Annotated in this window: 9 protein-coding genes; 3 read left to right on the forward strand and 6 right to left on the reverse strand. The window is 72.8% G+C overall.

Features of this window, described 5'->3' with window-relative positions:
* Positions 1-106 precede the first annotated feature (106 nt).
* From AB0B39_RS00720 to AB0B39_RS00730, 3 genes are all read left to right on the forward strand, one after another.
* Positions 107-1924, forward strand: a complete 1818-nt coding sequence (locus AB0B39_RS00720) for a SpoIIE family protein phosphatase (protein ID WP_357494168.1) — start codon at positions 107-109, stop codon at positions 1922-1924.
* Between the two features lie 71 nt (positions 1925-1995).
* A complete protein-coding gene (locus AB0B39_RS00725; RefSeq protein WP_357494166.1) occupies positions 1996-3168 on the forward strand; it encodes a PQQ-dependent sugar dehydrogenase in 1173 nt (390 codons plus the stop codon).
* Between the two features lie 61 nt (positions 3169-3229).
* Positions 3230-4801, forward strand: a complete 1572-nt coding sequence (locus tag AB0B39_RS00730; protein WP_234581315.1) for a metallophosphoesterase — start codon at positions 3230-3232, stop codon at positions 4799-4801.
* Positions 4802-4827: 26 nt separating this feature from the next.
* Here AB0B39_RS00730 and AB0B39_RS00735 read toward each other — a convergent pair whose 3' ends face one another.
* The 6 genes from AB0B39_RS00735 to ligA all read right to left on the reverse strand — a co-directional run bounded on the left by AB0B39_RS00735 (position 4828) and on the right by ligA (position 15608).
* Positions 4828-7185, reverse strand: coding sequence for a pyruvate dehydrogenase (locus AB0B39_RS00735; protein ID WP_357573147.1), 2358 nt, complete (start codon positions 7183-7185; stop codon positions 4828-4830).
* 105 nt (positions 7186-7290) lie between these two features.
* Positions 7291-8790: an Asp-tRNA(Asn)/Glu-tRNA(Gln) amidotransferase subunit GatB gene (gene gatB / locus AB0B39_RS00740; RefSeq protein WP_234581317.1), complete on the reverse strand. Its 1500-nt coding sequence runs from the start codon at positions 8788-8790 to the stop codon at positions 7291-7293.
* A gap of 13 nt (positions 8791-8803) precedes the next feature.
* Positions 8804-10279: an Asp-tRNA(Asn)/Glu-tRNA(Gln) amidotransferase subunit GatA gene (gatA, locus tag AB0B39_RS00745; RefSeq protein ID WP_357573148.1), complete on the reverse strand. Its 1476-nt coding sequence runs from the start codon at positions 10277-10279 to the stop codon at positions 8804-8806.
* 49 nt (positions 10280-10328) lie between these two features.
* The gene (gene gatC / locus AB0B39_RS00750) at positions 10329-10634 is read right to left on the reverse strand and encodes an Asp-tRNA(Asn)/Glu-tRNA(Gln) amidotransferase subunit GatC (RefSeq protein WP_210906830.1); all 306 of its coding nucleotides are present in this window, start codon (positions 10632-10634) and stop codon (positions 10329-10331) included.
* A gap of 122 nt (positions 10635-10756) precedes the next feature.
* Positions 10757-13315 carry an EAL domain-containing protein gene (locus AB0B39_RS00755; protein WP_357573149.1) on the reverse strand — a complete coding sequence of 853 codons (2559 nt, stop codon included), beginning with the start codon at positions 13313-13315 and terminating at the stop codon, positions 10757-10759.
* 157 nt (positions 13316-13472) lie between these two features.
* Positions 13473-15608 (reverse strand): NAD-dependent DNA ligase LigA, encoded by a 2136-nt coding sequence (ligA, locus tag AB0B39_RS00760; RefSeq protein WP_357573150.1) that lies wholly within the window; start codon positions 15606-15608, stop codon positions 13473-13475.
* Positions 15609-15684: the final 76 nt, after the last annotated feature.

Here is a 15684-nt window from a genome sequence, read left to right on the forward strand (position 1 = left end):
TCGACGCGGGCGAGACTCGGCACACCGATGTTCGGTCCCGGCCCTGACGAGGTATAACCAAGGATCGGAGGGCCGGTCGGCCTCCGCCCCGGCAGACAGGTGCTCGATGACCGACGGCTCCCCCGCCAGCGCGCGACGTTCGACCGCCCCACCCCCGGCGCTCGGCGACGCGGCGCGGCTGCGCGCGCTGGCCGACACCGGTCTGGAGGCCGCACCTGACGAGGCGTTCGACAGGTTCGCCCGACTGGTCAGTGACCTGCTGGAGGTCCCGGTCGCGCTGGTCTCCCTGGTCTCCGCCGACCAACAGTTCTTCCCGGGCGCGGTGGGTCTGCCCGAGCCGTGGTCGCAGCGGCGGCAGACCCCGTTGAGCCACTCGTTCTGCCAGCACGTGGTGGACATCGAGGTGCCGATGGTGTTGCCGGACGCCCGGCTCTACCCCCGCGTACGCGACAACCTGGCCATCGACGACCTCGGCGTCGTCGCGTACGCCGGGATGCCGTTGACCGACCTCTCCGGCCGGGTGCTCGGCTCGCTGTGCGCCATCGACAACAAGCCCCGGGCGTGGACCGCCGGGCAGCTGCGGACGCTCGCCGACCTCGCCGCCGCCTGCTCGTCGGAGCTGCGACTGCGGATCGCGCTGGACGGCGCGCAGGAGGCGCGTCGGCGGGTCGTCCGGGCACACCAGCGGCTGGAGCTGCTGGCCGGTGTGAGCGAGACGCTCGCCGGCACGCTGGACGTGGGCACGTTGCTGCGCCGGCTCGCCGCCACCATGGTGCCGCTGCTCGCCGACTGGTGCCTGCTCACGCTGGTCGGGCCATCGGGACAGCCCCGGGAGGTGGTCGCGGTGCACCGTGATCCGGCCCGGGCGCCGGACGTCGACCGCTTCGCCGAACTGCTGCGTACGGGGCTGAGCCAGGATTCCATCATCCGGGCGGTGCTGCGCACCGGCCAGCCGCGGCTCGGCGGCGTGGCGTCGCTGGACGACGTGGCGCGGGGCACCACCGATCCGGAGATGTCGGCGATCGCCGAGCGGCTGGGCATCGCCTCCTACCTCAGCGTGCCGGTGCGCGCCGTCGGAGGCACCGTGCTGGGCGCGATCACGCTGGTCAACGCCGCCGACCGTCAGCAGTTCGACGACCGCGACCTGCTCACCGCCGTGGACATCGGCCGCCGGGCCGGGCAGTCCGTCGGCAACAGCTCGATGTACGGCGAGCAGCGGCACGTCGCCGAGGTGCTGCAACACAGCATGCTGCCGCGGCTGCCGGTCGTGACGGAGTTGGAGCTGGCGGCCCGCTACCAGCCGGCGGCCGACCGGGTGGAGGTGGGCGGCGACTGGTACGACGCCTTCGTGCAACCCGACGGTGACCTGATCGCGGCGATCGGGGACGTGGCGGGGCACGACATCGAGGCGGCGGCGACCATGGGCCAGCTGCGCAACCTGGTGCGTGGCAACGCGTTCGGCCGGCCGGACGCGGTCGGGGCGTTGATGAGCCACCTGGACAGCGCCATCCGGGGGCTGCGGCTGCCCATCGCGGCCACCGCGACGCTGGTGCGCATCTGTGACCCGCGCTCCGGCGTCCGTGCGGTGACCTGGTGCAACGCCGGGCACCCGCCGGCCCTGGTGGTGCGGGCCGGCGGTGCGGTGGAGGTCCTCGAAGCGACGCCGGAGCCGTTGCTGGGCCTGGCCCGGCCGACGCCGCGGACCAGCCACTCGACAAGCCTGGCCACCGGCGACACGCTGCTGCTCTACACCGACGGGCTGATCGAGCGTCGGGACCGGTCCATCGACGACGGGCTCGCCGAGCTGGTGCACCGGTTGACCGGCACCGACACCGTCCCCCTCGACGACCTGTGTGACCTGCTCCTCGCCTCGATCCAGCACCGCGAGGACGACACGGCGCTGCTGGCCGTGCGGGCCCGCTGAGCGGTCGCGGCACGAGCCGGGGCCCATCCGTCGGGCCCGGCCGGGCCGTCCGGCGGGCTACCCTGGGCCGGGTGAGAGCCCGTCTCCCGTATTCTCGCGTCCGCCGCCTCCGGGTGGTCCTCGCGGCGTCCTGCGCGGCGCTGCTGCTCGCCACGGGTTGCAGCTTCGGCGAGCCGGAGCCCGACCCGGCGGGCGAGCCGCCCAACCTGCCGACCCCGTCGGCGCCGGCGAGCGCCGGCGGCGCGGGCCAGCAGGCGGTGACAACCGTCCTGGCCAAGGGGCTGCGGGTGCCGTGGGCCATCGCGTTCCTGCCCGACGGCGGCGCGCTGGTCACCGAACGGGACAGCGGCCGGATCCTCCAGGTCGGTCCCGAGTCCGGCCCGGACGGGCTGCGGGTGCGGGTCGTGCAGACGATCAGCGACGTGGCGGCGGCGGGCGAGGGTGGCCTGCTCGGCATCGCCGTCTCCCCCGGCTACGCCCGGGACCGGACGGTCTTCGTCTACTACACCGCCGAGCAGGACAACCGGGTCGCCCGCCTGCAACTCGGCGGCCAACCCACAGCGATCCTCACCGGCATCCCGAAGGCGAACGTGCACAACGGTGGCGGGTTGGGCTTCGGCCCGGACGGGCAGCTCTACGTCAGCACGGGTGACGCGGGCGAGCGCCCCAACGCACAGGACACGAAGAGCCTCGGCGGCAAGATCCTGCGGATCACCGCCGACGGCAAGCCCGCGCCGGGCAACCCGTACCCCGGCTCCCCGGTCTGGTCGCTGGGTCACCGCAACGTGCAGGGCTTCGCCTGGGACGACGCCAAGCGGATGTACGCCGTGGAGTTCGGCCAGAACACCTGGGACGAGATCAACCAGATCACCAAGGGCGGCAACTACGGGTGGCCGGACGTCGAGGGGCGGGCCGGCGACAAGCGGTTCACCGACCCGATCACGCAGTGGGCGACGGCCGACGCGTCCTGCTCCGGGCTCGCGGCGACGGACCGGCTGCTGGTCACCGGCTGCCTGCGCGGCAAGCGACTCTGGGTGATGGAGCTGACCGACACCGGCACGCTGCTCGGGCAGCCCAGCGAGCTGCTCACCAACCGGTACGGTCGGCTGCGCGCGGTGGCCGCCGCGCCGGACGGTTCGCTCTGGGTGAGCACCTCCAACCACGACGGGCGGGGTGACCCGGCGGCCGACGACGACCGCCTCCTGCGGGTGGTCTTCGCCGGCGGCGACGGCGGTCGCAGCTGACCTGCGTCACCTTCCGCGCGGGTTTGCCAAGATCTTCCGACGGGCAGGTCAGAATCTCAGCATGGACGGGCAACGCGACGAGCAGCACGACGACGCCGAGGGCCGGGGTGACCCGGTGACCGGTGGCGAGCCGTCGCGCCCGTCGCGCCGGCGGATCGGTAGGCCCGGCGGGCCGGTGCGGCGCACGGGTGTGATCCTCGCGGTGCTCGTGGTGGCCCTGGCCGGCGCCGTGCTCGGGGTGCTGGCCGGTGGGCGGGTGAACACCGACATCGGCCCGTTCCGGGCCAACCTCACCCTCTCCCCGGCCAGCGAGGGCGGGACGACGATCGACGTGCCACCGCTCGGCGCCCTGCTGCTGGACAGCCACAGCGGGCCGACCCACCTCACCGTGCGGCTGGGCGCGCTGGACCAGGGACGCACCGAGGCGCTGCTCGACGACCCGGCGAGCATCAGCCGAGCCAGCCAGAGCGCCGTGGAGGACGTCCGCTCGGGGGTGATGCGGCTGGGCCTGCGGACCCTCGCCTCGGCGGTGCTGGTCACCCTCATCCTGGCCGGGTTGATCTTCCGCGATGTGCGGCGTACCGCCTGGGCGGGCGGATTGGCGCTGCTGGTCACCGCCGGCAGCCTCGGCACGGCCGCGGCGACCCTGCGCCCCCAGGCGATCGAGGAGCCGCGCTACGAGGGCCTGCTGGTCAACGCCCCCGCCATCGTCGGCGACGCACGCCGCATCGCCAACGACTACACCAAGTACGCCGAGCAGCTGCAACGCATCGTCGGCAACGTCAGCCAGCTCTACACGACCGTGTCGGCGCTGCCGGTGCTGGAGCCGGCGCCCGGCACCACCCGGGTCCTGCACGTCTCCGACATGCACCTCAACCCGACCGGCTGGCAGCTGATCCGCACGGTGGTGGAGCAGTTCGGCATCGACGTGGTCATCGACACCGGGGACATCACCGACTGGGGCAGCGAGCCGGAGGCGTCCTTCGTCGGCTCGATCAGCCTGCTCAAGAAGCCGTACGTGTTCATCCGCGGCAACCACGACTCGGGCAAGACCGCCGCGGCGGTGGCCCGCCAGCCGAACGCGATAGTGCTGAACAACTCCACCACCACCGTCGCCGGGCTGACCATCGCCGGTATCGGCGACCCGCGCTTCACCCCGGACAAGAACACCTCACCGGCCGGCAGCGGGCTGACCCAGGAGGTGGCCGACCAGGTGATCGGCGTCGGTACGCAGCTCGCCGCGACGGTGCGCAGCTCGCCCCGGCCGGTCAACATCGCGCTGGTGCACGACCCGGCGTCCGCCGGGCCGCTCGCCGGCACCTGCCCGCTGGTGCTCGCCGGGCACACCCACGCCCGGCAGGTCTCCAAGCTGCCGCAGGCCCCCGGCCAGCAGCCCACCACCCTGTTCGTGGAGGGCTCGACCGGCGGGGCCGGGCTGCGCGGGCTGGAGGGTGAGAAGCCGACCCCGCTGTCCATGACAGTGCTCTACTTCGACCCGCAGAAGATGCTCCAGGCGTACGACGACATCACCGTCGGCGGCACCGGCCAGGCCCAGGTCAACCTGGAACGCCACATCGTGCAGGACCCGAACGCCGGCACTCCCGCGTCGGTCACCCCCACCCCGACCCGCTGAGCGCGGGCCGGGGCGGACGGGGCGCGTCAGCGGAGGGCGAGCGCGGCCAGGGCGGCGTTGACGATGCTGCCCGGCATCAGGTCGTGCAGCTCGTACAGGTCGGCCACACTGCCGGACTGGCCGAACTCGTCCACCCCGAGCGGCACCGCCGGGGCGCCGAGCGCCGACCCGAGCCAGGCCATCGCGTGCGACGCCGCGTCGTGCACGGTCACCACCGGCACCCGGTCGGCGAACGCGGACCGCAGGGCGCCCGGCACGCTGGGCACGGTCGCGGTCCGTACGCCCTGACGCAGGGTGCGCTGCCAGGCCCGGTAGAGCCGGTCGAGACTCGTCACGTCGACCACGTGCGCGGCGACGCCCTCCTCGGCCAGCTCCGCGGCGGCGGCCAGCACCTCCGGCAGCACCGCGCCGGAGGCGGCCAGCTGCACCACCGGGGCGTCGGCCAGGTGCGGGTACGCCTGGTGCGCGTCGACCAGCCGGTACGCCCCGGCGACCACCTGGCGGCGCAGCACCGCGTCGCCGAGCCGGGCCCGGGCCGCCTCGAACGGCGCCTGGTCCAGTGGGCGGGTGCTCAGCCGGAAGTAGTACGCCCCGTCCTCGGTCGGCGCTGCGGTCGCGGCCGGGGTCACCCCACCGGCGATCTGCCCGAGCGCGTCGCAGAGCAGCCAGTCGAGGCTGCCCGCGTACGCCGGTTCGAGGAACGTCACCCCGGGCAGTTCCAGGCCGACGGAGGCGGTGATGGTGGACTGGTGTGCGCCGCCCTCGGGGGCGAGGGTGATGCCCGACGGGGTGCCGGCCACCACGAACCGGGAACCGGAGTACGTGCCGTACAGGAACGCGTCCAGGCCGCGCAGCACGAACGGGTCGTAGACGGTGCCGACCGGCAGCAGCGGCTGCCCCGACAGGTCCCACGACAGGCCGAGCTGACCCAGCAGCAGGAACAGGTTCATCTCCGAGATGCCCAGCTCGATGTGCTGCCCGGACGGGCTCTCGGTCCAGCGCAGCATCCGGTCCTCGGTCCAGGAACGCTGCTCGGTGGGGGCGAACACCCCGGTCTTGTTGATGAACCCGGCAAGATTGGTGGAGGTGGCCACGTCCGGGGCGGTGGTCACCAGGTAGCGGCCGACCTCCCGGTCCCGCGCCAGGTCCACCAGCACCCGACCGAAGACCTCCTGCGTGGAGATCGGCTTGTTGGCGCGTACTCCCGTGCTCTCCGGAACGGTGACCCCCAGCGCGCGCTCGCGCGGCGCGCGGGACAGCGCCTCGCGGCGGGCGCCGGCCTGGATGCCGGCCGGTGACGCCGGGTCGAGGCGGTCCCACTCGGTCTCGGCGGTCAGGCCCTGCGCGGCCCGCAGCGCGTCGACCTGCTCGGTGCTGAGCAGCGCCGAGTGGTTGCGCGGATTGCCGGCGATGGGCAACCCCCAACCCTTCACGGTGTACGCGAAGACGACGCTGGGCCGGTCGGTGACCGCGTCGCACTGGGCGTACGCGTCGAGCATCGCGGACAGGTCGTGCCCACCCAGGTCGGTGACGAGCGGGCGCAGCTCCTCGTCGTCGATGCCCGCCACGAACGCGCCCACCTCGGCCGGCGCACCGTCCAGGAACTGCTTGCGCAGGGCCGGGCCGGTCAACCCGAACAGCGACTGGTACTGCTCGTTGGGCATCGCGTCGATCCAGTCGCGCAGCGCCCCGCCACCCGGCCGGGCGTACGCCTCGGCGAGCCGGCGGCCGTACTTGACCTCCACGACGTGCCAGCCGGCCGCCTCGAACTGACCCCGCCACTGCTTGATCCGGATGCCGGGCACCACCCGGTCCAGCGACTGCCTGTTGAAGTCGACGAGCCACATCACGTTGCCCAGCCCGGTGGTGGCCGGGTCGGCGACGGCCTCCCAGATGTTGCCCTCGTCCAGCTCGGCGTCGCCGATCAGCGCCACGAACCGGGAGTGCGGCCGGGCGCCGAAGTGCGCGTCGACGTACCGGCGGGTGGCGGCGGCGAACAGCGGCGCCGCCGCGCCCAGGCCGACCGAGCCGGTGGAGAAGTCCACCTCGTCGGGGTCCTTGGTGCGCGACGGGTACGACTGGAGGCCGCCCCGGGCCCGCAGCCGGGGCAGGTACGAGCGGTCCAGGTTGCCCAGCAGGTACTGGATCGCGTGGAACACCGGCGAGGCGTGCGGCTTGACGGCGACACGGTCCTCGGCGTTCAGGTGCTGGAACCACAGCGCGGTCATCGCCGTGACGAGGGACGCGCTGGACGCCTGGTGGCCGCCGACCTTCACCCCGTCGCCGGTGGCCCGGTCGTGGTTGGCGGCGTCCACGATCCGGGTGGCGAGCCAGAGCACCCGCCGCTGGATCTCGTCGAGGACATCGAGGTCGTGCTGGTTCACGGTGGCTCCATCCGGGCGTCGCCGTTGACGCCCACACGAGGGGTGGCGGGGTGCACGACGAACACCGCCGGCGCTCACTGCGCCAGCGGTGTTCGTCCCTGCGGATCAGCCCTGGACGCCGAGGCGCTCCAGGATCAACTCACGGACGGTCTTCGCGTCGGCCTGACCACGGGTGGTCTTCATGACCGCGCCGACGAGGGCGCCGGCCGCCGCGACCTTGCCGCTACGGATCTTGTCGGCGATGCCGGGGTTCGCGGCGATCGCCTCGTCCACGGCGGCGGTGAGCGCGCCGGTGTCCGAAACGACCTCCAGGCCACGGCTGGTCATGATCTCGGTAGGCGAGCCCTCACCGTCGACCACGCCCTCCAGCACCGTACGGGCCATCTTGTCGTTGAGCTTGCCCGCGTCGACCAGACCCTGCAACTCGGCGACCTGAGCGGGGGTGGCGCCGATGTCGGCCAGCTCCACGCCGCTCTCGTTGGCCCGCCGGGACAGCTCGCCCAGCCACCACTTGCGGGCCGCCGCCGGGGTGGTGCCGGCGGCCACGGTGGCCTCGATCAGCTCGACCGCGCCGGCGTTGAGCACCGACTGCATGTCCAGGTCGGACAGGCCCCACTGCTCCTGGAGCCGACGCCGGTGCACCCGGGGCAGCTCCGGCAGGGCGGCCTTCAGCTCGGCGACCCAGGCCGGGTCCGGTGCGACAGGCACCAGGTCCGGCTCCGGGAAGTACCGGTAGTCGGTGGCCGTCTCCTTCGAGCGCCCCGGCGTGGTGTCGCCGGTGTCCTCGTGGAAGTGCCGGGTCTCCTGGGTGATCCGGCCGCCCGCGTCCAGCACCGACGCCTGCCGCAGCATCTCCGAACGGACCGCCCGCTCCACCGACCGCAGCGAGTTCACGTTCTTGGTCTCGGTGCGGGTGCCCCACTCCTGGCCCGGCAGGTTGAGCGAGGTGTTCACGTCACAGCGCAGCGAACCCTCCTCCATCCGCACGTCCGACACCCCGAGCGTACGGATCACGTCGCGCAGCTCGGTGACGTACGCCTTGGCCACCTCGGGGGCGAGCGCACCGGTGCCCGTCACCGGCTTCGTGACGATCTCGACCAGCGGGATGCCGGCCCGGTTGTAGTCGACGAGCGACTCGGTCGCACCGTGGATGCGGCCGGTCGCGCCACCGACGTGCAGCGTCTTGCCGGTGTCCTCCTCCAGGTGCACCCGCTCGATCTCGATGCGTACCGTCTCGCCGTTCACCTCGACGTCCAGGTAGCCGTCGACGCAGATCGGCTCGTCGTACTGGCTGATCTGGAAGTTCTTCGGCATGTCCGGGTAGAAGTAGTTCTTGCGGGCGAACCGGCACCACTCGGCGATCGAGCAGTTCAACGCCAGGCCGATCCGGATGATCGCCTCGATGGCCGCCTTGTTGGCCACCGGCAGCGACCCCGGCAGACCCAGGCACACCGGGCAGACCCGGGTGTTCGGCTCGCCACCAAAATCCGTCGGGCAGCCGCACCACATCTTGGTGTTCGTGCCCAACTCGACGTGGGTCTCCAGGCCGATCACCGGTTCGTAGCGCGCGACGACCTCGTCGTACGCGGGAAGCGTCGTCGTCATCTGGGCTCCTGCCTCACAGTGCCGGTGGGGTGAACGTGCCGACCGCGGACTCCAGCGCGGCGGCGACCCGGTACATCCGGTCGTCGGCCATCGTCGGGGCCATCACCTGCAGGCCGACGGGCAGCCCCTCGGAGAGGCCGCAGGGCACCGAGATGCCCGGCCCGCCGTACAGGTTGGTCGGGATGGTGAACAGGTCGGCCAGGTACATCTGGTACGGGTCGGCGGTGCGGGCGCCGATCGGGAAGGCCGTGAACGGGGTGGTCGGCGAGATCAACGCGTCGACCCGCTCGAACGCGGCGGTGAAGTCCCTGGTGATCAGCGTACGGACCTTCTGCGCCTGCCCGTAGTACGCGTCGTAGTAGCCCGACGACAACGCGTACGTGCCGACCATGATGCGGCGCTTGACCTCGGGACCGAAACCGGCCTCCCGGGTCAGCGACATGACCTCCTCCAGCGACCGGTTGCCGTCGTCGCCGACCCGCAGGCCGAACCGGACGCCGTCGAACCGGGCCAGGTTGGAGGAGCACTCGCTCGGGGCGATCAGGTAGTACGCCGGCAGCGCGTACGCGAACGTCGGGCAGGAGACCTCGACGACCTCGGCGCCCATCTTGGTCAGCGCGTCCACCGACTCGCGGAACGCCGCCATCACGCCCGGCTCGGCGCCCTCGCCGATGAATTCGCTGACGATGCCGAGCCGCACACCGGTCAGGTCGCCGGTCGCGCCCAGCTTCGCCGCCGCCACCACGTCCGGCAACGGCTGCGGGATGGAGGTCGAGTCACGCGGGTCGTGCCCGGCGATCACCTGGTGCAGCAGGGCCGCGTCGAGCACGTTGCGGGCGCACGGGCCGGGGGTGTCCAGCGACGACGAGAACGCGACCAGCCCGTAGCGGGAGGTGCCGCCGTAGGTGGGCTTCGCGCCGACGGTGCCGGTGACCGCGCCGGGCTGGCGGATCGAGCCGCCGGTGTCCGAGCCGATCGCCAGCGGTGCCTCGTACGCGGCCAGCGCGGCAGCGCTGCCACCGCCCGAGCCGCCCGGGATCCGGCTCAGGTCCCACGGGTTGTGCGTCGGGCCGTACGCCGAGTACTCCGTGGAGGAGCCCATGGCGAACTCGTCCATGTTCGTCTTGCCGAGCATCACCGTGCCGGCCTCGCGCAGCCGCTGGACGATCGTCGCGTCGTACGGCGGGCGCCAGCCCTCCAGGATCTTCGACCCCACGGTGGTCGGCACGCCACGGGTGGCGAGCACGTCCTTCACCGCGACCGGCACTCCGGCCAGGGTGCCCAGCACCTCGCCGGCGGCGCGGCGCTCGTCCACGTCGCGGGCCGCGGCGAGCGCGCCGTCGGTGTCGACGTGCAGGAAGGCGTGCACCTGCTCGTCGACTGCGGCGATCCGGTCCAGGTGCGCCCGGGTCACCTCGACGGCGGAGGTCTCGCCGCCGGCGACCAGCGCGGCGATCTCCGTCGCGGTCATTCTGGTCAGGTCGCTCATGCCGTCCCTCCGCTTCGCTCCGCGACGCCAGTCGCCCGTGCACGTCCGCTCATGAGGCCACGTCCTCGGTCAGGATGCGCGGGACGCGGAACCGCTGGTCCTCGACGTCCGGCGCACCCGACAGCGCCTCCTGCGGAGTCAGGCACGGCGTGACGACGTCCTCGCGGAAGATGTTGGTCAGCGGCACCGAGTGCGAGGTCGGCGGGATGTCCGCGGCGGCGACCTCGCCGACCTGGGCGACCGCCTGGAGGATCACGTCGAGCTGGCCGGCGAAGGTGTCCAGCTCCTCCTCGGTGACGGCGAGCCGCGACAGGCGTGCCAGGTGCGCGACCTCCTCGCGGGAGATGGCGGCCATCCGTGCCCCCTTCTGATGTCCTGCTGGTCGGGCGGTGTGCCGGCGCGCGACGCGTGCGGCGTGACGCGCGGTGACCGGAGCGAGTCTATTGTTCCGCCCCCTCCGCCGGCTGCTCGGGTGGGTCAGCGGGTCGACCGGCGGCCGGCCTCCGGCTCGGGGCCACCCGTCGGGCGGACCGGCCGGTAGCGGGCCAGCCAGGTGACCAGCTCCTCGGCGGGCATCGGCCGGGCGTAGAACCAGCCCTGGGCGGCGTCGCAGCCGGCGGCGTACAACATCCGCCAGGTCCGCTCGTCCTCCACGCCCTCGGCGACCACCCGCAGCCCCAACGCGCCCGCCAACTCGATCATCGACCGGACGATCGCCGCGTCGTCGGCGTCCTCGGCCATGCCGAGCACGAACGACCGGTCCACCTTCACCTCGGACAGCGGAAGCCGGCGCAGATGTTGCAGGGACGAGTAGCCGGTGCCGAAGTCGTCCAGCGCGATGGCCACCCCGATGCGGTGCAGCCGGGAGATGGTGGCCAACACCCGGCGCGGATCCGCCATCAGGGCACCCTCGGTGATCTCCAGTTGCAGCCGCTCGGCGGGCACCCCGTAGCTGGCCAGCCGGTCGGCGATCTGGTCGGCGATCTCGCCGGTGTGCAGATCCCGCACGCTGACGTTCAGCGCCGCACGCAACCCGATGCCGGCCGCCGACCACTTGGCGAGCTGCTCCACCACGTCGTCCACCACTCGCCGGGTGAGCAGCCGCATCACCGCGCTCTGCTCGGCGACCCGGATCAGCTCCTCCGGGTCGACCATGCCCCGGCGCGGGTGCCGCCAGCGCAGCAGGGCCTCGACGCCGACGACCTCGCCGGTCGCGATGGCGATCTGCGGTTGGTAGTACATGGTGATCTCACCGGCGTCGTCGACCGGCTCGCCGCCGTCGCGCACCCACCCGGTCGACTCGGTCGCCTGCACCTCGGGAGCCGACCCGCCGTCGCGCCCCCGACGGTCCCGGCCCGGCGGTGGCACCGCGCCGCCGTTGGGCGACCGCCGCCCCTGGCCACCGGCGTGCCGATCCCGGAACGGGCCGGAACGGGTGCCGGGGATCGTCGCGCGGCTGTTGCGGCCCCGGATCGGGTCGGCGGCGGTGGCGATCCGGTTGATCAGCTCGTCGTCGTGCAGCAGCTCGGCGCCGGACCGTCGCCGGCGGCCCCACCAGCGCACGCCCGCCGGCGACGCCGGGCCGAGCACCGGCGCACCGCCCGGATGCGGCGCGGCCTTGGCCGCCGCCGGGGTGGGCAGCGCCGCACCGTCACCGCCGCGCACCTCGGCCTCCACGGCGAGGGGTACGTCTGCCGTCCGCTCGGGCTCACCCGGCTCGGGTGCCGACGGGCCGGATTCCAGTACCCGGCGGAGGTCGGCGAGCAGACCGAGCCGCTCGGCCGAGTTGTGGTCCGACTCCGGGGCGTACACGGCGACCGTGTCGTTGCGGTGCTTCGCGTCGTACATCGCCACGTCGGCGTGCCGCATCAGCGTGGCGAAGTCCTCGCCGTGCTCCGGGAAGAGGGCGATCCCGATGGAGCCGCCGACGTCCAACGGCAACCCGTCCAACGGCACCGGCTCGGCCAGCGCCCCGACCACCCGGTCGGCCATCTCACGCGCCTGGCTGGCGTCGGTCAGCCCGGTCATCACGATGGCGAACTCGTCCCCACCCAGCCGGGCGATCATCTGCGGCCGAGGCTCCACGTCGGTGAGCCGGGCGCTGACCTCGACCAGCAGCCGGTCGCCCACCGCGTGCCCGAGCGCGTCGTTGACGTTCTTGAAGCGGTCCAGGTCGATGAGCAGCAGCGCCAGGTGCCCGCCGGGCTCGCCGCGGGCGGTCCGCTCGGCGTGCAGGTGCACCTGCTCGGCCACTTCGGCCAGCAACGCCTTGCGGTTGGGCAGGCCGGTCAGCGGGTCGGCGGCGGCGAGGTGCTGCTGCTCGACGGTCAGCCGGGCCATCCGGTACACGGCGAAGAGCGGCACCAGGACCAGCGGGATCAGCGCCGCGCTGAGACGGGCGGCCGCGACCAGCACCGGGGCGAGCAGCAGCAGCGAGCCGGTGGAGAGCAGTTCGAAACCGACGCCCTGACGGACGGTGGGCCACCAGCGGCCGCCGAAGCGCAGTCGTACCGCCCAGCTCACCAGGCCGTAGTTCACGACGAACCAGGCCAACGTCGCCCCGCCGACGGCTGCCACGTCGGTGCCGTGCAGGCGACCGCCGTCGAAGACGGTGCCCGGCCCGAGGTGGATGACGCCGTACGCTGCGGCGAGGGCGCAAGCGTACTGGCCGACGTTGAACGCGGTCCGCCACGCGGCGTGGCGCATCCGCCAACCAGAGACGATCACCCCCACGGCCTGCACCGCCACCGCCGGGCCGAGCCCCCAACCGAGCAGGATCGCGAAGGTGAAACAGGTGGACGGGAAGACCGCCGAGGTCTGCCGTCGCCCCGGCGGGACGAACGGGCGCGCGTCGCAGACCACCGCGAGGGCGGCCATCGTCCAGAACGCCACAGGTAGGTGGGGCAGCTCGTCGGGGAGCGTCGTCAGTGGACCCGTGGCGGTCACCGCCGCGACCACCAGGATGCCGACGACGAAGGCGGTGAACGGCGTCACCCGCCCAGGTGGGACGGAGTTGCGCGGGTCGGCGACCTCCATCACACCTCCCGAGGAACTGTCGACGTGCCGATGAGCACGCCGTGAACCAATGAAACGCCCTCGGCCCCGGGTTTCCCGGTATGACAGTCACGAATCGGTCGTAGTCGTAATTAAGTTGGTATACGCGACGGGCCGCCGCGTCGGCAGGTCGCCGCGGTCAGCCCTCCACCCGGGCGACCTCCCGCGCGGCGTCCGGACCGCCGTCCAACAGCACCCGGAACCCGTCCTCGTCGAGCACCGGCACCTTGAGGCTGGCCGCCTTGTCGGCCTTGGAACCCGGATTGTCCCCCACGACGACGAAGCTCGTCTTCTTGGAGACCGACCCGCTGACCTTGCCGCCCCTGGTCTGCACGGCCTCGGCGGCCTGGTCGCGCGAGAAGCCCGCGAGGGTGCCCGTCACCACGACCGTCAACCCTTCGAGCGGGCGCGGGCCCTCGTCCACGGCCTCCTCGGCCATCCGTACGCCCGCCTCGGCCCACTTGCGGACCACCTCGCGGTGCCAGTCCACGGCGAACCACTCCCGGATGCTGGCCGCGATGGTCGGCCCGACCCCGTCGACCGAGGACAGCTCCTCCTCGCTGGCGGCGTCGATGGCCTCCATCGAGCGGAAGTGCCGGGCCAACGCCTGGGCGGCGGTGGGGCCGACGTGCCGGATGGAGAGCGCCACCAGCACCCGCCACAGGTCGCGTTCCCGGGCGACGGCCAGATTGTCGAGCAGCTTGACCGCGTTGCTGCCGAGGCTGCCGTCCTTGTTGACGAAGAACGGTGACCGGGACAGCTGGTCGGCGTCGAGCTGGAAGAGGTCACCCTCGTCGGCGATGATCTCCGCGTCCAGCAGCGCCGCCGCGCCCTTGTAGCCCAGCACCTCGATGTCGAACGCGCCACGACCGGCGAGGTGGAACACCCGCTCGCGGAGCTGGGCCGGGCAACTGCGGGTGTTCGGGCACCGGATGTCGACGTCGCCCTCCTTGGACGGCGCGAGCGGGGTGCCGCAGGCCGGGCAGGTGGTCGGCATGACGAACGGGCGGGCGTCGGCGGGCCGCAGATCGACCACCGGGCCGAGCACCTCGGGAATCACGTCGCCGGCCTTGCGCAGCACCACCGTGTCGCCGATCAGCACACCCTTGCGCTCGACCTCGCGGGCGTTGTGCAGGGTGGCGAGCGCGACGGTGGAACCGGCCACCCGCACCGGTTCGAGGACGGCGAACGGGGTGACCCGACCCGTGCGCCCCACGTTGACGTCGATGTCGAGCAGCTTGGTGGTCACCTCCTCCGGCGGGTACTTGAAGGCGATCGCCCAGCGGGGTGCACGGCTGGTCGAGCCCAGGCGACCCTGGATGGAAACCGGGTCGACCTTGACCACCACACCGTCGATCTCATGCTCGACGTCGTGCCGGTGCTCGGCGTAGTAGGCGATGTACTCCGCCACGCCGGACAGATCCGGGACCACCCGCCACCGGTCACTCGTCGGCAGCCCCCACGCCTTCAGCGCCGCGTACGACTCCGACTGCGCGGTGGGCTGGAACCCTCGGCGGGCGCCGATGCCGTGCACGACGAGACGCAACGGTCGGGAGGCGGTCACCCGGGGGTCCTTCTGCCGCAGACTGCCGGCGGCGGCGTTACGCGGGTTGGCGAACGGCGCCCGCCCCTGCTCGACCAGGCTCGCGTTGAGGTCGGCGAACCCGGCCACCGGGAAGTAGATCTCGCCCCGGACCTCCAGCAGCTCGGGCACCGTCGGGAACTCGGCGGACGGCGCGAGCTGGCTGGGCACGTCCCGAATGCTGCGCACATTGGCGGTGACGTCCTCGCCGGTGCGGCCGTCGCCACGGGTGGCCGCCCGGACCAGTCGACCGGCCTCGTAGGTCAGGTTGATCGCCAGACCGTCGACCTTCAACTCGCAGAGGTAGGGAACCGGCCCGCCCGCGTCCCGCTCGACCCGCTCGGCCCAGGCCGCCAACTCCTCGTCGGCGAAGGCGTTGTCGAGCGAGAGCATCCGCTCGGCGTGCGTGACCGGCGTGAAGTCGGTGGAGAACGTGCCGCCCACCCGCTGGGTCGGCGAATCCGGCGTCCGCAGCGCCGGGAACTCCTCCTCCAACGCCTCCAGCTCACGCAACTGCTTGTCGAACTCGGCATCGGTGACGATCGGCGAGTCCAGCACGTAGTAGCGGTACTGATGCTCGGTCAGCTCACGGCTCAGCGTGGCGTGCCGCTCCCGCGCCTGCGGCGTCGGCTCCGCGCCGGCCGCCGCCTCCTGAGCCGGGCTGACCTGTTGACCGATCTGCTCCTCGGACACCCCGCCACCTTCGGACACGCCTGCGACCTCCCTGATCACGCTACTAAGGCACGGTATCGGTCCGGGGTGACAATCC

Origin of the sequence: Micromonospora sp. NPDC049114 (assembly GCF_040648635.1) — a bacterium.
In the GTDB taxonomy this organism is placed as follows: domain Bacteria; phylum Actinomycetota; class Actinomycetes; order Mycobacteriales; family Micromonosporaceae; genus Micromonospora.